Origin of the sequence: Pseudoruegeria sp. SK021, assembly GCF_002119405.1 — a bacterium.
Taxonomy (GTDB): Bacteria; Pseudomonadota; Alphaproteobacteria; order Rhodobacterales; family Rhodobacteraceae; genus Meridianimarinicoccus.
In genome coordinates, this window is the sequence record NZ_MTBG01000002.1 from 140,874 (window position 1) to 163,734 (window position 22,861).

Annotated in this window: 20 protein-coding genes and 1 tRNA gene; 10 read left to right on the forward strand and 11 right to left on the reverse strand. The window is 61.6% G+C overall.

From position 1 onward, the window contains the following. Window positions 1-83: 83 nt before the first annotated feature. The 6 genes from BV911_RS03175 to BV911_RS03205 all read right to left on the reverse strand — a co-directional run bounded on the left by BV911_RS03175 (window position 84) and on the right by BV911_RS03205 (window position 7,052). The gene (locus BV911_RS03175) at window positions 84-1,886 is read right to left on the reverse strand and encodes an ABC transporter transmembrane domain-containing protein (protein ID WP_086052137.1); all 1,803 of its coding nucleotides are present in this window, start codon (window positions 1,884-1,886) and stop codon (window positions 84-86) included. 366 nt (window positions 1,887-2,252) lie between these two features. Next, window positions 2,253-2,326 (reverse strand) — tRNA-Gly (locus tag BV911_RS03180). A 265-nt stretch (window positions 2,327-2,591) separates the two neighbouring features. Beyond that, the gene (denD, locus tag BV911_RS03190) at window positions 2,592-3,557 is read right to left on the reverse strand and encodes a D-erythronate dehydrogenase (protein ID WP_086052139.1); all 966 of its coding nucleotides are present in this window, start codon (window positions 3,555-3,557) and stop codon (window positions 2,592-2,594) included. A 71-nt stretch (window positions 3,558-3,628) separates the two neighbouring features. Continuing rightward, window positions 3,629-4,645, reverse strand: coding sequence for a TRAP transporter substrate-binding protein DctP (gene dctP, locus BV911_RS03195; protein WP_086052140.1), 1,017 nt, complete (start codon window positions 4,643-4,645; stop codon window positions 3,629-3,631). 81 nt (window positions 4,646-4,726) lie between these two features. Continuing rightward, a complete protein-coding gene (locus tag BV911_RS03200) occupies window positions 4,727-5,398 on the reverse strand; it encodes an SOS response-associated peptidase (protein WP_086052141.1) in 672 nt (223 codons plus the stop codon). An 82-nt stretch (window positions 5,399-5,480) separates the two neighbouring features. Further along, a complete protein-coding gene (locus BV911_RS03205; protein ID WP_086052142.1) occupies window positions 5,481-7,052 on the reverse strand; it encodes a bifunctional UDP-sugar hydrolase/5'-nucleotidase in 1,572 nt (523 codons plus the stop codon). 147 nt (window positions 7,053-7,199) lie between these two features. Here BV911_RS03205 and BV911_RS03210 point away from each other — a divergent pair, with 147 nt between their 5' ends. Continuing rightward, window positions 7,200-7,538: a DUF952 domain-containing protein gene (locus BV911_RS03210; RefSeq protein WP_086052143.1), complete on the forward strand. Its 339-nt coding sequence runs from the start codon at window positions 7,200-7,202 to the stop codon at window positions 7,536-7,538. Beyond that, window positions 7,535-8,593, forward strand: a complete 1,059-nt coding sequence (locus tag BV911_RS03215) for a quinone-dependent dihydroorotate dehydrogenase (protein ID WP_086052144.1) — start codon at window positions 7,535-7,537, stop codon at window positions 8,591-8,593. Before BV911_RS03210 ends, BV911_RS03215 begins: the two co-directional genes overlap by 4 nt. A 19-nt stretch (window positions 8,594-8,612) precedes the next feature. Here BV911_RS03215 and BV911_RS03220 read toward each other — a convergent pair whose 3' ends face one another. From BV911_RS03220 to BV911_RS03230, 3 genes are read right to left on the reverse strand one after another with little or no spacing between them, the layout of a single operon-like run. Beyond that, on the reverse strand, window positions 8,613-9,923 hold the full coding sequence (locus tag BV911_RS03220; RefSeq protein WP_086052226.1) for an MATE family efflux transporter: 1,311 nt from the start codon (window positions 9,921-9,923) through the stop codon (window positions 8,613-8,615). A 10-nt stretch (window positions 9,924-9,933) separates the two neighbouring features. Continuing rightward, window positions 9,934-10,443 (reverse strand): PaaI family thioesterase, encoded by a 510-nt coding sequence (locus tag BV911_RS03225; RefSeq protein ID WP_086052145.1) that lies wholly within the window; start codon window positions 10,441-10,443, stop codon window positions 9,934-9,936. Next, window positions 10,440-10,889, reverse strand: coding sequence for a PaaI family thioesterase (locus BV911_RS03230; RefSeq protein WP_086052146.1), 450 nt, complete (start codon window positions 10,887-10,889; stop codon window positions 10,440-10,442). The genes BV911_RS03225 and BV911_RS03230 overlap by 4 nt, the downstream gene beginning before the upstream one ends. A 156-nt stretch (window positions 10,890-11,045) precedes the next feature. Between BV911_RS03230 and BV911_RS03235 the strand changes: the two genes are divergently transcribed. The 7 genes from BV911_RS03235 to BV911_RS03270 all read left to right on the forward strand — a co-directional run bounded on the left by BV911_RS03235 (window position 11,046) and on the right by BV911_RS03270 (window position 19,292). Further along, entirely contained in the window at window positions 11,046-11,411 is a 366-nt protein-coding gene (locus tag BV911_RS03235) for a MerR family DNA-binding transcriptional regulator (RefSeq protein WP_086052147.1), read from the forward strand. Between the two features lie 245 nt (window positions 11,412-11,656). Next, entirely contained in the window at window positions 11,657-12,043 is a 387-nt protein-coding gene (locus BV911_RS03240) for a MerR family DNA-binding transcriptional regulator (RefSeq protein WP_240512126.1), read from the forward strand. Window positions 12,044-12,158: 115 nt separating this feature from the next. After that, window positions 12,159-13,937 (forward strand): acyl-CoA dehydrogenase C-terminal domain-containing protein, encoded by a 1,779-nt coding sequence (locus BV911_RS03245; protein ID WP_086052149.1) that lies wholly within the window; start codon window positions 12,159-12,161, stop codon window positions 13,935-13,937. Window positions 13,938-14,190: 253 nt separating this feature from the next. Then, window positions 14,191-14,832, forward strand: a complete 642-nt coding sequence (locus BV911_RS03250; protein WP_086052150.1) for a glutathione S-transferase family protein — start codon at window positions 14,191-14,193, stop codon at window positions 14,830-14,832. 20 nt (window positions 14,833-14,852) lie between these two features. Further along, window positions 14,853-16,064: an acetyl-CoA C-acetyltransferase gene (locus BV911_RS03255; RefSeq protein ID WP_086052151.1), complete on the forward strand. Its 1,212-nt coding sequence runs from the start codon at window positions 14,853-14,855 to the stop codon at window positions 16,062-16,064. 3 nt (window positions 16,065-16,067) lie between these two features. Beyond that, complete coding sequence (locus tag BV911_RS19945) at window positions 16,068-17,015, forward strand: cupin domain-containing protein (RefSeq protein ID WP_240512127.1); 948 nt, start codon at window positions 16,068-16,070, stop codon at window positions 17,013-17,015. A gap of 72 nt (window positions 17,016-17,087) precedes the next feature. Next, on the forward strand, window positions 17,088-19,292 hold the full coding sequence (locus tag BV911_RS03270) for a 3-hydroxyacyl-CoA dehydrogenase NAD-binding domain-containing protein (RefSeq protein ID WP_086052152.1): 2,205 nt from the start codon (window positions 17,088-17,090) through the stop codon (window positions 19,290-19,292). An 80-nt stretch (window positions 19,293-19,372) separates the two neighbouring features. On the opposite strand, the gene BV911_RS03275 is transcribed toward BV911_RS03270, so the two are convergent. Beyond that, window positions 19,373-20,305 carry a DMT family transporter gene (locus tag BV911_RS03275; RefSeq protein ID WP_086052153.1) on the reverse strand — a complete coding sequence of 311 codons (933 nt, stop codon included), beginning with the start codon at window positions 20,303-20,305 and terminating at the stop codon, window positions 19,373-19,375. A 171-nt stretch (window positions 20,306-20,476) separates the two neighbouring features. On the opposite strand from BV911_RS03275, the gene BV911_RS03280 reads away from it, so the two are divergent. After that, window positions 20,477-21,490, forward strand: coding sequence for a hypothetical protein (locus tag BV911_RS03280; RefSeq protein ID WP_086052154.1), 1,014 nt, complete (start codon window positions 20,477-20,479; stop codon window positions 21,488-21,490). A gap of 87 nt (window positions 21,491-21,577) precedes the next feature. Here BV911_RS03280 and BV911_RS03285 read toward each other — a convergent pair whose 3' ends face one another. After that, window positions 21,578-22,624, reverse strand: coding sequence for an L-idonate 5-dehydrogenase (locus BV911_RS03285; protein ID WP_086052155.1), 1,047 nt, complete (start codon window positions 22,622-22,624; stop codon window positions 21,578-21,580). Window positions 22,625-22,861: the final 237 nt, after the last annotated feature.

Consider the following 22,861-nt stretch of genomic DNA (forward strand, 5'->3'; position numbering starts at 1 on the left):
TTACATGATCCGACGTCCCGAACGTCGCATAATGTTGTGGCGAATGCACGGGGCGCACAAGAGGAATGGGGCGCGCCGATCGGTCATTCGGCGGCAAGGACCTCTGACGCGCTGGTAAATTGCAACGCCGCCAGCCGAGAATACAGGCCACCTTCGGCAACAAGGCTGTCGTGGGTTCCTTCGGCGACAATGCGGCCCTGATCGAATACCAGAATACGGTCAGCCTTTTTGACCGTCGCCAAGCGGTGCGCGACAATCAAAGTGGTCCGGTCCCGCGCCAGACGTTCGACCGCCTGTTGCACCAATTGTTCGCTTTCGGCGTCCAAGGCCGAGGTCGCCTCGTCCAGCAGCAGCACTGGCGCTTCGCGCAAAATCGCCCGGGCAATGGCAATCCGTTGCTTTTGTCCACCGGACAACATCACGCCCCGTTCGCCAAGTTCCGATGCGTAGCCTTGCGGTAAGGCCGCGATAAATCCATCCGCCGCCGCCGCACGGGCCGCAGCGCGCACCTCATCGTCGCTGGCATCGGGGCGACCAAAGCGGATATTTTCCATCGCACTGTCGGAAAAGATCACCGCTTCTTGTGGCACCAAGGCGATCATGCGGCGGAAATCCGACCGGGCCATGTCAGGAAGCGCGACCCCGTCCAGTGCAATCCTGCCCGATGCCGGGTCGTAAAAGCGTAGCAACAACTGCAGGATCGTGGTCTTGCCCGCACCGGATGGGCCGACCAACGCCACGGTCTCGCCCGGCTGAATCCGAAAGCTGACCCCGTTCAGCGCAGCGCTGTCCGGGCGGGTCGGGTAATGGAACACAACATCGTCGAAAGTGATCTCGCCAAGGCCCGGATGCGGGGCCGGAACCGGGTGGGCCGGATCGTTCACGCTATCGGTCTCATGCAGCAATTCCACCAACCGCTCGGTCGCCCCCGCAGCCCGTTGCAATTCGCCCCAGATTTCAGACAGGGCCGCCGTAGAGCCCGCCATGATCGCGGCGTAGATCACGAATTGCACCAGTTCCCCGATGGTCATGATGTCGGCGCGCACGTCCCGGGCCCCGATCCACAGTACGCCGACAATGCCAGAGAATACCAAAAAGATAATGATGACGGTAAGGACTGCGCGCACCGCCATCCGGGCCTTGGCCGCGTCGAACGACCGTTCGGTGACGGCACCAAACTGCGCCCGCGATTTGTCTTCTTGGCTGAACGCCTGCACCGCCTGCACCGACGACAGTGCCTCTGACGCTTTGCCCGAGCTTTGCGCGATCCAGTCCTGATTTTCACGGCTCAGACGCCGCACCCGGCGACCAAGGGCGATGATCGGAACGATCACCAAGGGAATGACCAACAGCACCAGCCCGGTCAGTTTGGCGCTGGTCAGCAGCATCATCATCAGCCCGCCCAAGAACAGCAGGAAATTCCGCAGGAACCATGAGATGGACGAGCCGACAACCGACAGGATCAACGTGGTGTCGGTGGTGATCCGGCTCAGCACTTCGCCGGTCATGACCTTTTCATAGAACGCCGGGCTCATGCCAATCACGCGATCAAAGACCGCTTTGCGGATGTCGGCAACGACACGCTCGCCCAGTCGGGTCACCAGATAATAGCGCAGCCCCGATCCCAGCGCGAGCACACCGGCAACCCCGATTGCAGCCAAGAAATACCGATCCAGCAGCGCGCTTGATCCTGTCTGGAACCCATCCACCACCCGGCGCACCGCCATGGGTAAAATCAACGAGGTCAATGCCGTCACCACCAGAGCCAAAATAGCCGCGACCAACAAGCCGCGATAAGCCATGACGAAGGGCACCAGCCCGCGCAACGCGCCAATTTTCTTGGTCTTGGCGCGCGTGCCGTCAGAGGTGTCTGTGTCTGCTGCCATCAGTCTGCTCCTGCGTTTCAAGAGCCTTACCCCCCTTGGCGAGCCGCAACAACCCGTGCGGCGACAGGGCGCGTCCCCGGCCTTGGCCTGCGGCGAACCGAACCAATTTCACGGCGATTGCTGCGTCGCTGATGTGGCAGCATAATGGCGAACGGTTGCAACCATCACAGACCGATCATCGGCAAGCTGGCCGGTCGGGGTCGTTCGGATTCCCGCGGAAAAGACATATCACCGAGCAGTCGGCCTGACGCACCGCCAACGGATGCTGTCTTTGCCGGATACTACGTCGTTCGAGATAAAAATGAAGAACGGTGTCCAAAACGATCAAACCAACCCCGCCACACCGGGCAGTCTCTGGCGATATTTTGGAGCGGGCGGCGGGAATCGAACCCGCGTCATCAGCTTGGAAGGCTGAGGTCTTACCATTACACAACGCCCGCTTGCGTGCTGTGGGTAGTTCAAACGTCGGATCGCGTCAAGACGACCCGGACCATTTCCTTTTCAAGACGGTAGGATTTTTTTGGCTGCCCCCAAACAGGTCGAAGCACGGTGTGTCGGCGGCGCCCCGTCCATGTCGGCCCCAAGCGGGGCATGCCCGAAGCTTTGGCAATGGCGATCCCCGACGCGCGGATCGCCATTGCCGTCTTGCACCGACGACGCACCTATGCGGGCCGATGCCAGACGGATCGCGGTCAGCGGTCGGGACTAGGCCGCGGTCTGGTCATCCTCTATGTAGTAGCGCACGTTCTCGACAAAGCTCTGATCTGCGGTCAGCCCAAGCTCAACCGCCTTCGCCGGATCGTAGTCAAACCGCCAGCCCGACACGATTTTCTGGATCTCGTCCTGTGGCTCCCACCGGATCAGCTTTTCCGGCTCTGGCCCGGCCACTTCGGTCATGGCGTCGATCATTTGCCGGATCGACAAGGTTTGACCCGGCATGGTCAGGCAGCGGTTGCTCCCAAAGGCCTCGGCCTCAATCTCGGCACCAAGCAGCAGGTTGTCCACGCAGCGGCGCGGCGACAGGTAGTAATGCAGGTAGTCATCGGCCACCGGACACACCGCCTCTTGCCCGTTCAACGGCTCACGGATGATCGATGACATAAAGGACGAGGCCGCCCGGTTCGGCTTACCGGGACGCACTGCAATGGTCGGCAATCGGAAGCCGCGGCCATCGATCATCCCGCGCCGCGAGTAGTCGTTGATCAGCAATTCGCCCATCGCCTTTTGGGTGCCGTACGAGGTCTGCGGATTTGGAATGGTCCAATCCCGGATCGGATCGGGCACTTCGCCTCCGAACACCGCCAAAGACGAGGTGAACACAACCACCGGCGCATGGCCCGCGGCGCGGCACCGGTCCAGCACGTTCAGCACGCCAAACAGATTGACCTGCATCCCGGCATCGAAATCGGCCTCGGCATGAGAGGACACCACTGCCGCCAACAGGAAGATCACGTCCGTCTCAGGTGTGATAAGGGCATCGAGGCTGGGCCGGTCGGTGATATTGCAGGCGCAGGTGTCAACGACGAACGAGGCCGCAACCGTCGCCGGAGCCGCCAGATCCGCCAGCGTCAGCCGGTCTATGGTCTGGCCGCGCAACCTGCCCTGCTGCGCCAACTGTCGCGCCAGTTTCTGGCCGATAAAGCCGCCACCGCCAATAATCAGAATATTCATAGGGTCCCCTTCACGCATTTGCGGTGATGTTCTTGTGCAGAGGGGCGACGCCGCCCCTCTGCGTCGCAGCGTCAGTCGCCCAGACCGATCCGGGTGATAAAGTCTTTGTGGCTCTCCACAATCGCGGCGGTCTCAGGGGTTTTGGTGGCCCATTCGCCCCACGCTTGTTGGGCCGCAGCGCGGAACTGGGCCCGATCGGCGGGCGCCCAGTCGTAGATGGTGACGCCTTGTTCCGGCAACGCGGCCAGCGCCTCGCCATTTTCGACCAGCGTCAGCATCATCAACTTATAGGCCAGGTTTTCTTCCGCCGCAGTGATGATCGCCCGATGAGCTTCGGGCATCGCCTCCCATACCGCTGTGTTACACGCGAGGTGGTCCGACGACATCGAGTGGAAGCCGGGAAAGGTGGTGTGCTTGGCAATATCGTAGATGCCCAGCCCGACATTCACCGCCAGCGACGACGCGTCCGCCCCGTCGATGATCTTGGTTTCCAGCGCGGTGAAAATCTCGGTGAAGTCCATGACCACCGGGCTGGCCCCCATGGAGGCGAAAATCTCGGATTCCATGCCCGGCGGCGAGCGGAATTTAAAGCCCTCCAGATCGGCAGGTCCGGCGATAGGGCGGGTCGATGCCAAGGATTCCTGCCCGCCGACATGCGCCCCAACAAAGGTCATGCCGAACGGCGTATACAGCTCATTGATCTGCTCCATGCCGCCACCAAAGGCGATCCAAGCTTGGTATTGCAGCGGCGTGTCATAGCCGCCCATCGTGTCGGCCACGAACTGAAAAGCCGGATTTTTACCGGTCTGATAGCTGCCATTGGTCATGTCGCAATCCAGAATCCCCGATGCCGCCGCATCAAAGGTTTCCGCGGATTTCACCACCGCCGATGAATAGAACATTTCAATGTCGATCTCACCGCCAGACATGGCCGAGACGTTTTCAACAAATTCGGCGATCAACCGACCCGAGGTCGATTCCGGCGATTGGTGATTCTGAATTCGCAACTTCGTCGTTTGGGCTGTGGCAGCGGTTGCGCCCACAGCAAGGCTGGCTGCGATGATCGCAGCAGGTGTCAGGAACTTCATTATCGGTCTCCTCCCTAGATTCCGATCTTTACTGTTCACTACCTGACTGCTGACTACCAGCCCCTGTGCGTCCGGAAAACCTCAGTTGGTCAACGGCGCGATCAACGCATGGCCGGTGGCACGATTGGAATTAACCGCCGTACCGACCCGGGTCATCCGCAACGCATCCTCAGGCCCTGGACGCATCAAGCGCGCCGCACCTGTGCCCGCCTCGCCCAGCCAAAGCGGCCAGTCAGCACCCGTCAGGATCACCGGCATCCGGTGATGAATGGCGGACATGGCCGCGTTTGCCGCTGTCGTCACGATGGCACAGGTGGAAAGTGGATCGCCGCCGTCGTTCGGAGTCCAATCCTGCCATATTCCGGCGAACGCCAACGGCGCTCCATCAGGACGGCAGATGTACCACGGCAAGCGGGCGCCGTCCGCACCCTTTGTCCATTCATAGAACCCTGAGGCCGGGATCAAACAGCGCCGTGTCCGGCAGGCGGACCGGAAGGCGGGTTTGTCGGCAATCGTCTCGGCGCGGGCATTGATCAGCAGTGGGCCGTCGGCCTGAGATGTGTACCAATTCGGCAAGAACCCCCAGCGCATGGCGCGCAGGCGGCGCTGTCCCCCATCACTCGTAACCGTTGTAATGGCGGTCGTCGGGCAGATATTGTAATTCGGTGCCGGGGGTAAATCATTGGATGGCACCGCATCGAACAGCCGGGCCATTTCATCGACAGGCATTGTCAGAACGAACCGGCCACACATGTCATTCAGGTCCAGAGTTGGCAGCAGTCAACTTCATGACGCCTTCCATCCGCTTGGACGAAAGGCGCCGTCAAGTCAGCGGTTACTTCTTGGCGATACGTCCGTCGATGACGGGTTTGTAAGGTGCATTTGCCGCCATGTATTCCGCCGTCACATCAGCCAGATCCGGGCCGTAGTCATAGACATTGGACGCAGTGATGAACATGGCATAGCCGTCGCCACCCTTGCGGACGAAATCGTTGGACACGATTGCATAGGTCGCGGCTGGATCAATCGGTGCGAAACCGTCGGCACCTTCGACCAAGACCTCAATGATCCGCCCTTCCCCGGCCGCCACATTAGGATCCCAGACGAATTTCAGACCGGCGACCTGCGGGAACCGGCCCGAGCTTTCCTCGACCTGACTGACGCCATTTTCCAGGGCGTCAATGACATCCTGACCGGTGATTTCAAAGGTGGACAACGTGTTCTGGAACGGCAGCACCGTTAGGACTTCGCCCATGGTGACCGTGCCCTCGTCAATTGAGGCGCGCAGGCCGCCGGAATTGGCGATGGCGATGGACACGCCTTGGCTTTTGACCCGGTCCAGCATGGCGTCGGCGACAAGATTGCCCATGGAGCATTCTTCAACACGACACACGTCGCGATCGCCGACGATCGGCGCTGCGGTTTCGGCGACTTCTTTTTGACGGATTTCCTCCAGCGGGACGGCCAGTTCGGTAATCCGCGCCACGGTTACATCGTCTTCATCTACTTCGACGTCCATGATCAGCGGCTCGCCCGCTGCGGCAATGACCACGCCGTCATCGTCAAAGGTGACGTTCAATTCGCCCAGGAATTTGCCGTAGGCATAGGCTTGGACGATGGCGGTATCCCCCACCATGGTCGGATACGGACCTGCGGCGTTGTCCGCCACGTTCGACAGATAGGTGTTGGTGTGCCCGCCGACGATGACATCCACGCCGGTGGTTCCTGCGGCGACCGTTTGGTCGACGGCATAACCAGAGTGGCTGAGCACGATGATTTTGTTAACCCCTTCGCTGGTCAGCTTGTCGACCTCGCCCTGCACCGAGGCAACGGGATCAAGGAACCGCACATTCTCGCCGGGCGATGCCAGCTCAGCGGTGTTTTCCGGCGTTAGGCCAATCAGGCCGATCTTTTCGCCCGCAACCTCAATCACGGTGGACTTCATCAACTTGTCGGCCAGCGCCGGTTCCGCGGACACATCCGCGTTGGACATCAGCACCGGGAAATCAACGGCATCCATAAAGCCGGCCAGAACTTCGGGGCCGTCGTCAAATTCATGGTTGCCAACGGTCATCGCATCATAGCCGAGCTTGTTCATCATCTCGGCGGCAGCTTTGCCTTTGTAGTACGTATAGAACAGCGTGCCCTGAAACTGGTCGCCACCATCTACGAGAATCGAATTGGTAGCGCGCTCTCGTGCCGCATCCACCGCCGTCACCAGACGCGCAGATCCGCCAAAGCATTTGCCTTCGGCATTGTCGTCGGACGAACACGGTCCATCATATTTCGAGATCGGCTCGAACCGGGCATGAAAGTCATTGGTGTGCAGGATGGTCAGGTCGAAATCGGCCTGAGCCGCCCCGGCGGCCAGCAAAAGCGCTGCTGCCGATGTGAGTGTGGCGCGCATGGTCAATGGTCCTCGCTGATGGTCGTTATCGCAGACAGAGTGCGGCTGTTTCCTGTCAGTGGCAAGCTTTTGTGCACCTCCGCGATCTCGCCCAGATGTCGTGTTCGAAAGCTTGACGCTGCGCGCGGCTGCGGGCATGGCAGGGCCATGATGATTTACAAGATATTCCGGTCCAATGAATGGGCCGAGTTGGAACGCTCTGGCACCACGCTTGGCGCACCGGTGGATCTGGCGGATGGCTATATTCATTTCTCGACCGCCGCCCAAGCCCACGAGACCGCAGCAAAGCATTTTGCCGGCGTCGAGGGGTTGGTTCTGGCGGCGGTAGAGACCGACCCGCTGCTTGCCGACCTGCGCTGGGAGCCGTCGCGCGGCGGGGCGCTGTTTCCGCATCTCTATCGGGCGCTGGCCCGCGCTGAGGTGCTTTGGGCCGTTCCCTTGCCCCTTGATGCCGCTGGCCATGTCTTCCCGGAGAACCTGCAATGAGTGTGCTGGAACGCGCCGCCTTGTTGGCCCTGCATCGGCTGGACCCTGAAACCGCGCATGGCGTGGCCATGAAGGCGCTGATCTCGGGGCTGGCCCCGCTGCCGGGCCCGGTCACCTCGCCGCGTTTGGCCACCCAGATCGCCGGGCTGCATTTGCCCAATCCGATTGGATTGGCCGCAGGGTTCGACAAGAACGCGCAGGCCCTTGCCCCCCTTGCCCGCGCTGGGTTCGGGTTTCTAGAGGTCGGTGGCGTGACGCCGCGCCCGCAACAGGGCAACCCGCGACCACGCTTGTTTCGGCTGACCGCTGATCGCGGCGTGATCAATCGCTTCGGCTTGAACAATGACGGCGCAGCGGCTGTGGCCGAACGTTTGGCGCACCGCCCTGCCGGAACCATTCTTGGCCTCAACATCGGGGCCAACAAGGACAGCGCCGACCGGGCGCAGGATTATATCGACGTGTTGGAAACCTGCGGGGCGCATCTGGATTTCGCCACCGTGAACGTATCGTCGCCCAACACCGAAAACTTGCGCAACCTTCAGGGCCGTGCGGCGCTGTGGGCCTTGTTGGCTGGGGTGATGGACGCCCGCGGACGCATGCCACGACCAATCCCGGTGTTTCTGAAGATCGCCCCAGACCTGACCGAGGCCGAACTGGCCGATATTGCCGAAGTGGCGCTGGAAAGCAGCATCGATGGCATCATTGCCACCAACACCACCACCGCACGCGATGGGCTCCACAGCCGTCATCGGGGCGAAATGGGCGGCCTGTCGGGCCGCCCGGTTTTTGAACGCGCCACCCGCATTCTGGCCCAGATGTCGCGCCTGACAGAAAGCCGTGTGCCGCTGATCGGGGTCGGCGGCATTTCCAGCGCCGAAGACGCCTATGCCAAGATCCGGGCCGGGGCCAGCGCCGTGCAACTCTATTCGGCACTGGTTTATGAAGGCCTGTCGTTGTTGCCCCGGATCGCGCAGGGTCTGGACGCGCTGCTAGAACGCGACGGGTTTACCAACGTATCTGAGGCGGTGGGCACGGGCCGGGCCGAGTGGCTTTAGCCGCCGCCGGGCCGAAGCCTCAGGCTTCGGCCGCGCGCTCCAGCGCTGGATAGCGCAGACCAAGGGCGATACCGCGCGCCACGAAGCTGATGCACAAGGCAGCCCAAAGACCGTGATTGCCAAAGACAGGCGCCAAGGTCAGAGCCGCGATCGCATAGATCACCGCACTGGCGGCCACGGTATTGCGCATATCGCTGGTGCGGGTGGCGCCGACGAAAATCCCATCGAACATCCACGCGGCCACTCCCAAGATTGGCACCGCCACCAGCCACGGCAAGAACGACCGCGCCATCATCCGAACATCCGGTGCCGTCGTCAGCACGTCGATGGTGGCCGGACCGGCCAGCGCAAAGCCGAGGCTGAGAAGGATGGCCAGACCGGCGCCCCAAATGCCGGTCAACCGGGCGCTCTGGCGCAATGTGCTGCGGGCGCGGGCGCCCATCGCCTGCCCGACCAGCGCCTCGGCGGCAAAGGCGAAGCCATCCAGCGCAAACGCCGTAACCTGCAAGAATTGCAGCAACACCTGATTGGCCGCCAAGGTCACGTCGCCAAACCCTGCCCCAAGAAACATGAAGGACAGGAAGATCGATTCAAGCAGCAGCGTCCGGATCAGGATATCGCGGTTCACCGCCACCATCTTGAGCAAACGCACTCGATCGAAAATCGCGCCCCAAGCCCGCATTGCCGGGCTGGCTAAGGTGGTTCGACACAGCCACAGACCCGCCAACAGCCCGCCCCATTCGGCAATCACCGTGGCAGAGGCCACCCCGGCCACGCCCCAGCCCAAGCCCGGCACGAACCAGAAATCCAGCAGAACATTGATCCCGTTCATGCCGATCTGAAGCAACATCAAGGCGCGGGTCCGCTCTTGCGCGATCAGCCAGCCGGAAATGCCAAACAACGCGATAGCGGCGGGCGCGGACCACACCCGGATGCCCATATAGGTGCGGGCAAGGCTTTCGACCTCGGGCGAGGCCGGGGCCAGTGCAAAAGCGGCGGCGGCGATCCCACTTTGCAAGGCAATCACCACGATCCCGGCACCCGCCGCGAAAATCAAGGCCCGCGCCAGTAACGCCGCCACCTCGCGGGTATCCCCGGCGCCGATGGCTTGCGCGGTCATGCCCGCCGTGCCCATACGCAGGAAGCCAAAGACCCAATACAACGCCGACAGCACCACGGCCCCAAGGCCGACCGCACCGATTGGCGCGGCTTGGCCCAATTGGCCAATCACCCCGGTATCGACCAGCCCGAGCAACGGCACCGAGGCATTGGCCAACACGATTGGCACCGCGATCCGAAGCACGCGGGCATGGCTGAGGGGGGCGGTCATGGGCGCGGTTTCAGTCATCGGCAAGTGGCATCAGGAAATGCCCGGTGGCTTGCGCGAACAGGCGGCTGCGGTTGTCTTGCCAGCCTTCGACGTGAACGCTGGCATAGCGCCGCCCTGACCGGTTCACCCGGGCGCGGGCATAAGCATCACGCGGCAAGCCTGAGCGTAGAAAGTCCACGGTGAAATCCACCGTCTTCGGCATCCGTAAGGCAGCGGGATCGGCCAGATCATCCGGCAGCAGGTGGCCGCCTTCAATCCGGTCCCAGACCCCCGCCCATGTCAGTTCGATCAAGGCCACGACCTCTAGAAACCCGGCCGTCGCCCCGCCATGCAAAGCTGGTCCCGCCGGATTGCCGATCAACTTCGGCGCGAATGGTAGGATCGCTGTCAGCTCATCGCCGCGACGATCAAATTGAATTCCCAACGTCCGGGCAAACGGCACCCGCGCGACCAATGCGGCCAGCGCGGCATCGCGGCGCTGCTTGATCACCTGAACCGTCTCGGGCGCGGGCCGGATCATCGGGGCACCTGCGCCGCATCAGTGACGCTGAACGCGCCGACCGCCGTTGCGATCGGCTGACCGCCGTCGCAATCAAAGGCGGTGGCCCGGACAAAGGCGATTGACCGGGTGACATGGGTGCAGACGGCATGGGCCCGCACGGTCTGTCCCGGCACCGCCCCCCGCATATAATCGATCCGCAGATCCAAGGTCGCGGCAGCCCCCGCCACCTCGGGATGGGTCATCACCGCAGCCCCGCAGCAGGTGTCCATCAACGCCGACACCGCACCGCCATGGATCACACCTGTGGCCGGATCCCCGATCAGATCCCGATGATAGGGCAACGTCAGCACCACCTCGGCCGGCCCGACCCGGTCCACCCCGATCCGCAGCGCGGCACAATACGGCAACGCCGCAACAAAGGCGCGGGCCTGCGCAAGCCGATCATCATCCGGGGTGTCAGTCATGGAACGGCCTGCCCTTCTGCGCCCTGCGCATTCTTTGTTCCTGTTACCTCAGCAGTTGACCTGTTTTCCACCCACTATCTTCGGCCAATGCATTGACGTCCTCCGGGGTTACAGGCAATTCTAAGGCACCGGTTTTCAACGGAATTGGCCCATCGGATGCCCCATACACGGCTCAGCTTCAAGGAAATGTGCGCCCGCTTCGAGACCACCCCTCGGACGCTGCGCTACTATGAGTATATCGAATTGCTCAAGCCCGAGCGCGAGGGGCGATCGCGTTTTTACGGCCAGCGCGAAGTTGCGCGGATGGTCCTGATCCGGCGCGGGCGGCGGTTTGGCTTCAGCCTTGAAGAGATTCGCCAATGGCTGGACCTTTATGAGGAAAAGGGCAACCACGCGCAGATGATTGCTTGGGTCGCTCTGGCGGACAGGCAACTGGGCGTTCTGGAAACCCAACGGGCGGATATTACCGAATCAATCGCCGAATTACGCAAGTTGCGCGACGAGATCGCTGCCGAGCTATAATCCAACCCGCCCATTTGAGGCAGTTCTGACCGTTCTGACGGCATCTCCGGACTGCAACATCACATTTTTTTAATCCGGCACACGGCGTTTACACACGATTTCCCAACCAAATGATCCAAACTGGCGAATTTGACGTCACGTTTCGTTTATCAACCCGCCCTCGGATCTTGTAAGCGCCCGCATTCGCCCTCACGTCAACTAACGAGTTTTTGTTGCACGATTGGACTTCTCTTATGGACGACACGATGACGATTCGCGAAATGTGCGAAGCGTTCGAGGTAACCCCCCGGACGCTGCGATTTTATGAATCCAAAGAACTTCTCTCTCCGATCCGTGAAGGCCAGAAACGGCTGTTTACTCGTCGTGATCGCGCCCGTCTGAAACTGATCCTTCAGGGGAAGCGATTTGGCTTCAGCCTAGAAGAAATTCGGCAGTTGCTTGACCTCTACAAAGGCGGCCAGGAACCCGAAATTCAGATCACAGAAGCGATCCGGGTCGGCACACGTCACCTAGAAGAGATGCAGGCCCAGCACAGCGCCTTGACCGCCGCGATCAAAGATCTGCGTGACCAACTTGATGCCGGCGAACAGCGATTGGCCGCTTTGCGGGGGCAACAACACGCCGCCGAGTAAGGAGTTCTTACGCTGGACGGGCCGCTTTGTAACCGGCACTGTACCGACCGGACCATGACGCAGGAATAATCCGGCCCTGACGCCACGATTCAGGACCAGTCAGAGGGAGGACAGAATGCCGACTTATACAGCCCCGACCCGGGACCTTCAGTTCGTTTTGCAAGACGTGCTGAAGGTCGCCACGTCAGATATCCCCGGCTATGCGGATCTGGAGCGGGAGTTCACCGCCGCCGTGCTGGAAGAGGCCGGACGCTTGTCCACCGAAGTTCTGGCCCCCCTGAATGCCGTCGGAGATCGCGAAGGCTGTCGCCTTGAGAATGGCGCGGTCCGAACACCCACCGGATTTGCCGAGGCCTATCAGCAGATGCGCGATGGCGGCTGGATGGGGTTGGACGCGGACCCGGAATTTGGCGGTCAGGGCATGCCCTATGTGTTGAACTGTGCCGTTGGCGAGATGTTCGTCTCATCGAACATGGCGTTCAACATGTATCAGGGCCTGACCCACGGGGCCTATTCTGCCATCCACACCCATGGCAGCGAGGCACAGAAGGCGACCTATCTGCCCAATATGATCGACGGGCGCTGGTCTGGCACCATGAACCTGACCGAGCCGCAATGCGGCACCGATCTGGGGCTGATCCGCACCCGAGCAGAACAGCAAGACGATGGCAGCTATCAGATCACCGGCACCAAAATCTGGATTTCGGCAGGCGAGCATGACCTGAGCGAGAACATCATCCATCTGGTTCTGGCCCGCATTCCCGGTGGCCCGGATGGCGTCAAAGGCCTCTCGTTGTTCATCGTCCCGAAATTTATGGTCCAAGCGGATGGCGCATTGGGTGCCCGGAACGCGGTGGCCTGCGGTGGTCTGGAAAGCAAAATGGGCATCCACGGCAACGCCACCTGTGTGATGAACTACGATGGCGCGACCGGATTTTTGATCGGCGAGATGCACAAAGGCATGCGCGCCATGTTCACGATGATGAATGAAGCCCGCCTTGGCGTCGCTCTGCAAGGCTATGCCCAAGGCGTGGTCGCCTATCAAAACGCCGTGGCCTTCGCGACAGACCGCTTGCAAGGCCGTGCCGTCTCAGGCGCGGTCAATGCCGATGGCCCGGCGGATCCGATCATCGTTCACCCCGATGTCCGGCGCAATCTGATGGATCAGAAAAGCTTTGTCGAAGGCGCCCGGGCCTTCACGCTTTGGGGCGCAAGCCTGATTGACCGGGCCCACCGCGGCAAGGATGCAGAAGCCGAAGCCATGATCTCGTTGCTGACCCCGGTTTTGAAGGGATTTCTGACCGACAAGGGGTTTGAAACGACGGTGCTGGCCCAGCAGACCGCAGGCGGCGCTGGCTTCACCCGTGATCTGGGATTGGAACAATTCGTTCGCGATGCCCGCATCACCATGATCTATGAAGGGACAAACGGCATCCAATCGCTTGATCTGGTGGGCCGGAAATTGCCCGCACAAGGCGGCAAGGCGATCATGGCGTTTTTCGAGATGGTCAAAACCTTCATTGCCGAGCATGACGGCAACGCGGCCTTGGCCACCGACTTTCTGCCGCCCCTGAAAGCGGCGTCGAAAGACCTGCAGGCAGCGGGGATGTATTTCATGCAAACTGGGATGAAATCGCCTGAATCCGCCCTCGCGGGATCTTATGATTTCATGCATCTGTTTGGACATGTCTGTCTGGGATTGATGTGGTCCCGGATGGCCGCAACTGCCGCAGCGCAACTAGAGGCCGAAACCGGGGATCCAGCATTTTTGACCGCCAAGATCGCCACCGGACGCTATTACATGTCCCGTCAACTTCCGGCGACGGCGATGCATTTGGCACGTATTCAATCGGGCGCCGATCCCGTCATGGCCTTGGACCCGGCCGCGTTTTAAGGCAGAATTCCAGTCGCTGAGCGAATAAAGTCAGGGATCGGGGTTTTCTCTGGGTGGGTCGTTGTGACGTGGCGCGGCAGAGGCGTTGCGATTAACTGTTTTATATTCCACGTAAATTAATTAGTTCTGCGCAAAATTGCGGCGGATTGAGCGACGCCACGCCCCGGGATAGCCCCCTTGTTCTTGCCCCAAGAAACGTACCAAATGTTCGCAAAATTCCCTAACACACACGGATGCCGCGAAGGATTTTCTGATGACCATTAAGCTGTACTGCTTCGGCGAAAGCGGAAATGCCTATAAGGCCGCGCTTGCCCTTGAATTGTCCGGCCTGTCATGGGAGCCGGTCCATGTCGATTTTTTCAACGGCGGTGCCCGTACGCCTGAGTTTCGGGCGATCAATCCGATGGGCGAAGTTCCGGTAATGATCGACGAAGCCACTGGCTATACGCTGACCCAGTCCGGCGCGATCCAAGACTATGTGACCGAAGTGTCAGGCAAACTGGGCGGCGACACCCCCGAAGCCCGACGCGAGATTTTGCGCTGGACCCTTTGGGACAACCACAAACTGTCCGGTCTCAACGGCGCGACCCGTTTTCTGATGAATTTTCTGCCGCCCGAAAAGCGCCCGGCAGAGGTCATCGCCTTCCAGCAAAACCGGCTCACAAGCAGCTATACGATCCTCAACGAGCATTTGGCAGATCGCGACTGGATCGTGGGCGATCGCCCGACCATGGCCGACCTATCCTGCTGCGGCTATCTGTTTTATCCCGAACCGTTTGGTTTCGATCGGGCAGATTGGCCGCATATTGACACATGGATGTTACGGATCATGGCCTTGCATGGCTGGAAAGCCCCCTACGACCTGATGCCCGGCTCTCCCGCCGACCGCACCTAAACCAACCCGAGGACCCCACCATGACCGACGCTTACATCTATGACGCCCTGCGCAGTCCCCGGGGCCGTGGCCGCAGTGACGGCGCACTGCAAGAAGTTACTTCGGTGCGGCTGTCTGCTTTAATGTTGGATGCGCTGAAGACGCGCAACAACCTGACAAGTGCCGCCATTGAGGACGTGATCTGGGGCAATGTCACGCAGATCGGAGAACAGGGCGGCTGTCTGGCGCGCACCGCAGTGCTGGCCTCGGCATTTGATGATTCCATTCCGGGACTGGCCATCAACCGCTTTTGTGCCTCGGGGCTGGAAGCGGTCAATCTGGCGGCCAACCAGATCAAGGGCGGTGCCGGTCAGGCCTATATCGCCGGCGGCGTCGAGATGATGGGGCGCGTCCCTATGGGATCGGATGGCGCTGCGGTTGCCGCGGATCCCAGTGTTGCGATGGCGCATTACTTTGTGCCACAGGGCATTTCCGCCGACCTGATCGCCACGGAATACGGGTTTTCGCGCGACGAGGCCGATGCGCTTGCGGTCGAATCCCAACGCCGGGCCAAGCAGGCCTGGGACGAAGGCCGGTTTGCCAAATCCATCGTGCCGGTGCGGGATATCAACGGCCTGACCATTTTGGATCACGACGAATATATGCGGCCGCAAACCGATATGGCCTCTCTCGCCGCGCTGAAGCCCGCCTTCAAGGATATGGGCGAAACCCTGCCCGGCTTTGATGCTGTTGCCCTGATGAAATACCCCCATCTGGAACGGCTCTCTCACATCCACCACGCGGGCAATTCCAGCGGCATTGTCGATGGAGCCGCCGCCCTGTTGGTCGGGTCAAAGGACTTTGGCGATATGCACGGGCTGAAACCGCGTGCGCGGATCCGGGCCACCGCCAAGATCGGCACCGACCCCACCATCATGCTGACCGGCCCGGTGCCGGTGACGGAAAAAATCCTGCGCGAGGCAGGAATGACCGTCGCCGATATAGACCTGTTTGAGGTCAACGAAGCCTTCGCCGCCGTGGTTCTGCGCTTTATGCAGGCGTTCAATGCCGACCCAGCACAGGTCAATGTCAATGGCGGCGCCATCGCCATGGGCCATCCGCTGGGGGCCACCGGCGCGATGATTATCGGCACCTTGCTGGACGAGTTAGAGCGCACCAATAAAGAGGTCGGTCTGGCGACCTTGTGCATCGCCTCGGGCATGGGGGCCGCCACGATCATCGAGCGGGTCTGATCGGTGTCCAAGCTTTCGCCGCCCGCGCTGAGTTACGGCCCCGGCCACCCCCATGATACGGCGGTGGCGTTGGGCGATTTGGGTGGGCTGACCCAGTTCGGCGTCCGGTTGCAGCGGTTGCTGCCCGGGCAGGCCTCGTCCATGCGGCACTGGCATGACCGCGAGGATGAGTTCGTACTGATCTTGGAAGGCACGGCCACGCTGACCGAAGACAGCGGCGTCACGTTGCTGCAAGCGGGCGATACCGCTGCCTTCCCCGCAGGCCGCGCCAACGGACACTGCTTGGAAAACCGCAGCGATGCGGTGCTCCGCTTGTTGGTGGCGGGCTGGCGCGATCCCCAAGACATTTGCCGCTATTCCGGTCGCGACCGGCAATACCGCAAATCCCCGGACGGCGACGGCTATACCCGCCGCGATGGCCAGTCGCTGCACGAGGATGACGACACCGGGTCCTATCCCGACCCACACGATCACGGGCCCAGTGGCGCTTTGGACCGGGCGAACGTGCCATTGAAAACCGGGTCAATCTACCCCGCGCCCTATGGGGCGATGATGGCTGGCCGCACGTCGCTGCGGTTTGGTGAGGCTGGCGGGTTAACGCAGTTTGGCGCCAATTTGGTAATGCTAGATCCCGGCGCGCGGTCCTCATTGCGCCATTGGCACCAGCATGAGGATGAGTTTGCATACGTCACCGAGGGCCAGCTTCACTTGCTTGAAGACGGGGGCGACACCAAGATACAGGCCGGAGATTGCGCTGCGTTTCCCGCAGGCGTTGCCAACGGACACTGCTTTGAAAACCGCTCCAGTGATCCGGCCGCGTTCCTTGTGATCGGCAGCCGGGCTAGGGTTGAATTTGCCACCTATTCCGATATCGACCTGACCGTCGCGTTGTCTGCCGGGACCGCCGTCTTTACCCATAAGGATGGTCGACCCTATGTTCCCCCCCTCTAATTCCGGGCGCACGTGCGCCAGTTGTTCCTTTCGCCACCGATCCTCTTTCTCGACCCTTTTGGGAGACCCGCAATGACAGATTTCACCTACGCGCTTGACCGCGACGGCATCGCCACCCTCACGTGGGACGTTGCCGAAAAATCGATGAACGTAATGAGCTTACAAGGCATTGCTGATCTTGAATCCTTGATCGATCAGGCGCTCGCCGACGATAAGGTGAAGGGGATCATCCTGACTTCAGGCAAACGCGATTTTGCCGCTGGTATGGACCTGAACGTGATTGCGCGGATGAAGGAAGATGCAGGTGCCGCGCCCGCGCAAGGGCTGTTTGACGGGTTGATGCGCATTCACGGGTTGCTGCGCAAGATCGAACTGGCCGGCATGGACCCGAAGACAAAGACCGGCGGCAAGCCGATTGTGGCCGCGCTGCCCGGCACGGCGCTGGGTCTGGGTTATGAATTGTCCCTTGCGTGCCATCACATAATTGCCGCCGACAATCCCAAGGCCAAGATCGGCCTGCCGGAAATCAAAGTGGGGATCTTCCCGGGCAGTGGTGGCACCACCCGCTTGGCACGCAAGCTTGGCGCAATGGCCGCCGCGCCCTTCCTGCTGGAGGGCAAGCTTAGTGATCCCAACCGGGCGCTGTCCGCAGGCCTGATTGACGCGGTGGTGCCGTCTGCCGATCTGCTGGAGGCAGCCAAAGCTTGGATTTTGGCGGCAGAGCCATCGGATCTGGTGAAGCCGTGGGATACCAAGGGCTACAAAATGCCCGGCGGCGCGCCCTATCACCCGGCCGGATTCATGACCTTTGTCGGGGCCAGCGCCATGATCAACGGCAAGACCAAAGGGGTCTATCCGGCGGCTAAAGCATTGTTGTCGGCGGTTTATGAAGGAGCTTTGGTCCCCTTCGACACCGCCCTGAAAATTGAAGCCCGCTGGTTCACGTCGGTGCTGCTGAATCCGTCGTCAACCGCGATGATCCGGTCGCTGTTCCTGAACAAAGAAGCCTTGGAAAAAGGCGCAAACCGCCCCGATGCGCCGGACCAAACCGTCACCAAATTGGGCGTACTGGGGGCGGGCATGATGGGGGTTGGGATCGCCCATGTCTCGGCCAGCGCTGGGATTGAGGTGGTGTTGATCGACGCAACTCAGGAGGGTGCGGAGCGCGGTAAGGCGCATTCGGCCAATTTGCTCGACAAAGCGATCTCGCGCCGCGCGATGACCGCCGAAATGAAAGATTCCATCCTGTCCCGGATCACCCCGACTGCCGATTACGGCGCGTTGCAGGGCTGCGATCTGGTGGTCGAAGCGGTGTTCGAGGACCCGAAAGTTAAGGCCGAAGCCACAGCGAAAGCCGAGGCAGTCCTGCCCGCCGATGCCATCTTTGCTACCAACACCTCGACCCTGCCGATTGGCAGCTTGGCCAACACCAGCAAACGGCCGGAGCAGTATATCGGCATCCACTTCTTCAGCCCGGTGGACCGGATGTTGCTGGTTGAGATCATCAAAGGGGCACAGACCGGCGACCGCGCCGTGGCCAAGGCGTTGGATTTCGTGCGCCAGATCCGCAAAACCCCGATTGTGGTCAACGATGCCCGGTATTTCTATGCCAACCGCTGTATCCTGCCGTTCACCAACGAAGGTATCCGGATGCTGCGCGAAGGGGTCGAACCCGCCTTGATCGAGAATGCGGCAAAACTGGTCGGGATGCCACTGGGGCCACTGCAACTGATCGACGAAATTGCCATCGATCTGGGGGCCAAGATCGCCCGCGCCACCAAAGCGGCATTGGGCGCGGATTATCCCGATGACGAGGTGGACGAGGTGGTGTTCTGGATGGAAGACCAGGGCCGGATCGGACGTAAGGCCAAGGCCGGCTTCTATGCCTACGACGACAAGGGCAAGCGCACCGGATTGTGGGATGGCTTGGCCGCGCGTTATCCGGTCGCCGACACCCAGCCTGACCTGAGCGATGTCCAGCACCGCCTGATGCTGTCGCAAGTGCTGGAGGCCGTGCGCGCGTTCGAGGATGGGGTGCTGCTTGACATCCGCGAGGGCGATGTCGGCGCCATTCTGGGCTGGGGCTTTGCGCCGTGGTCCGGTGGCCCGTTTGGCTGGCTCGACATCCTCGGCGCCGGTCGCGCCGTCGAGATCTGCGATGCGCTCAGCGCCGAACACGGGCCCCGTTTTGCAGCTCCGGCGTTGCTGCGCGATCTGGCTGAGACCGGCGAGACCTTCTATGGACGCTACGGCGATGGCACCAGCCTTGCCGCTTAGGTGCCAACGGGCCCCGGTTCCGCCTTTTGGCGGGACTGGGGTGAACAATTGTGGCGCGCGGACTGCGCGCCTCCGCCGGATTACCGGGCGTCCGAACCCGAGCGCAGGGCAATCACAGCCCCAGACGTGACAATGGCGGCAATGCCCACCATCGCCCACAGATCAATCCGCGTTCCGAACAGCACATAGCCCCACATGACCACGGACAACAGCAGCCCGTATTCATAGACCGCAACAAACGACGCTTCGCCGATCTGATAGGCCCGGATGATCAAGCCCACCGCAAGCAAGGAAAACACCGCCTGCGCCACCGTCCAAGCCCATGCTTCGGCGGACATCTCGCCCCAAAACCGCATGGCAAACCCGGCAGCACCCGCCGGGGCCACTTGTGGAGCCACGCCCAGCACCGCCAAGCCCAACAGCCCCCACAGCCCCATCGCCGCGAAAAATCCATATAGCAGCGTCACAGCCGCCTCGCCCGCGCACCATTCCCGGGTCGCAAGCGCGGCCAGCGCGTAAAACATGCCGGACAGGATTGGCAGGATCGCCAACCACGTGATTGCCCCGGCATCAGGGCGCAGCACCATCAGAACTCCGAAAAACCCCAGCACCACAGCGCCGATCCGCACCGGGCCGATGCGATGGCCAAATGCCAGCCCCGACAGGATCAACACAAAAATCGGTGCAGTAAACAGGCCGGCCACCGCTTCGGAAATCGGCATTACCGCCAGAGCCGCGAAATAGATCATCAGGCCGCTGGACAGCACCGCGCTGCGTGCGATCACCGGCCCCCACCGCCGTGGCATCAACCGCCAGCCTTGCCAACGGGCCACCGCAGTCAGCAGACACAGGGCCATGCCCGACCGAATGACCTGAAACTGCCAAAGACCGGTGGTTTCCGCGATTGTAACGACATAATTGTCGACCAACCCCATCATTGCCATGGCAATGACAATCAAGGCAGCCGCGGTTAACGCGGGGGATGCGGCGGAACGGGCGGCGGTGCGGATCATAGCATTGCATGCCTCGCCCCATGCCCCACGGTCAAGCCCCGGCCCGCTTTCGCGCCGCGGCACAGCACCCTGCTGATGAGGGCGCGCAGGGGCAAACCGAGGATTGTACGAGGCCGCACAAACGCCTAGTCTGCGCGCAGGCAAGAACAAAATCGAGGCAGCGCCCGTCCCATGACGGTTCTCTCACAATACCAACGGCTCGAATGTGCCGGCATTTGGCGCGGAACCGCGTCGGATCAGCGCCAGAACGTGTTCGTGGCCCTTGGAGACGCGACGCTGGTGATCCGCGATAGCGCAGACATTGCGCTGGCCCATTGGTCCTTGCCGGCAGTGATCCGGAACAACCCCGGCGTCCGACCAGCGCTGTATACGCCCGGTCCCGAGGCCGAAGAGCTGCTAGAGCTTGACGATGACACGATGATCGAAGCGATCAAAACCGTGCAGCGGGCGATCACCCGCTCGCGCCCCAAGCCCGGCTTGCTGCGCCGCACAATTCTGGGTCTCGGTCTGGCCGCCGCAGTGGGTTTGCTCGGGTTCTGGTTGCCCGATGCATTGATCCGGCACACGGCCAGCATATTGCCGGAAGCCACCCGCGTCGACATTGGCCGGCGCCTATTGGTCAATATGGAACCCGTCACCGGACTGCCCTGCCGCAGTGTTGCCGGACGCAATGCGTTGCAACGGCTGCAACGCAAGGTGCTGGGCGAGGCCCCTTGGGCGGTTGCGGTCCTGCGCGGTGGGCCGGTTGCATCCGCGTCGCTGCCCGGCAACATCTTGTTGATGCGCAAAAGCCTGATTGAACCCTATTCCGGTCCCGAAGCACTGGCTGGGGCGTTGTTGGTCGAAGCGGCTCGCGCCGAAACCGAAGATCCGATCTATGACCTGATGAGTCACGCCGGTCTGGCCGCCACCTTTGGCCTGCTGACCAGCGGCGAAATCAGCGATGACGTCTTGGCGGATTACGCCCAGACCATCTTGTTGCGTCCACAAGCCGACCCGCCTCTGGCCGAGGTTCTGGACCAGTTCGCGGCACTGGGCCTGTCGACCGAGCCTTATGGCGAAGCGATGGCACCCGGGGACACGTTCACCAATGCGCTGATGGCCGCCGATCCGCGTCCTTCCGGCAGTACGGCGGGTCTGATCGCTGACGCCACATGGTTGCGCCTTCAAGCCATCTGCGAATAGCGCCCATCCCCCTGAACCGCCGCGTCCCCGCGCGGGACCGGGCCGACACACGTCTCAAACCCGTGCCGACCCTGCCCGCTGCTTTACTCAGTGCGACCCCGAAAAGACAATCTGAGCTTTCATCGCCTGTTTACGATCACCGGCTGTCTCAAAAGCTCGTACCGCATCGTCCATCGGGAAGCGATGGGTGATCAATGGGGCCACATCGATCAACCCCTTCTGCATCAGACTGACCCCGGTGAAGAACTCGTCGTGAAAGCGAAAGGACCCGCGCAGGCCCAACTCTTTGGCCGTTATCGCCTGCACCGGAAGCATCATGTCGCCCCCCATGCCGACCTGAACGATTGTGCCCCCCGGCCGCATCGCAGGCACAGCACTGGCAAGCGCGGCAGCGGCACCCGAACATTCAAACAGCACATCAAACGTGCCCTTGTCGGCCCCAAATTCGGCCAGCATTTCAGGCGCGGTCCCCATATTGATGGTCACATCCGCCCCTGCCGCCTTGGCCATTCCCAAGGTGAACGGCCCCAAATCCGTCGCTACCACCAGATTCGCACCCGCCCGGCGCGCGGCCAGAATGCACAACAGGCCGATCGGTCCGCAGCCGGTCACCAGAACGGACTTGCCCAAAAGCGGCCCCGCTTGCCTTGCTGCGTGCAAACAAACGGCCAGCGGTTCGGCCATGGCCGCCTCGCCCGGTGACAACCCGTCCGCCGGTGCGCACTGGGCGGCATCGGCAATCAAATGTTCGCGGAACGCACCCTGCACATGCGGGAACGGCATCGCGGATCCGTAGAAGCGCATATTCAGACAATGGTTATATTTCGCTTCGCGGCAATAACGGCAATCATGGCAGGGGCGCGACGGAGACACCGCCACCAACTGCCCCACACTCAGGCCCGTGACCCCAGCCCCGACCTGCGTGATATAGCCCGAAACCTCATGCCCGAGGATCATCGGCTCGCGCAGGCGGACCGTGCCGAACCCTCCGTGATTGTAGTAATGCAGGTCCGACCCGCAAATCCCCCCCGCCGCCACGCGAATGGCAACTTCTCCCGTTGACGGTGCGCTGATGCCCTCGTCCCGGTCGTCGATCCGAAGATCCTTGGCGGCATGAATGACGATCGATTTCATCTGTCCCTCCCATTTTGACTGGCATCACGTCAGGCGCGCGGCGGCGACCGTTGCGCGCCCCCCCCGGCCCGCAGCGCCTGCATCTCTGGCCGTGCCAGCCGCTGTTATCGTTAACCTATTCGTGGCCTCACACCCTGTCGAGATTAAAAGCCCGACCAACCGACGAACGACCAACCGCCATTTTGATTGTCCTGTGTCCAGTCGCATGTTTCCATCGGCAGACCTTAGCCCTAGCCA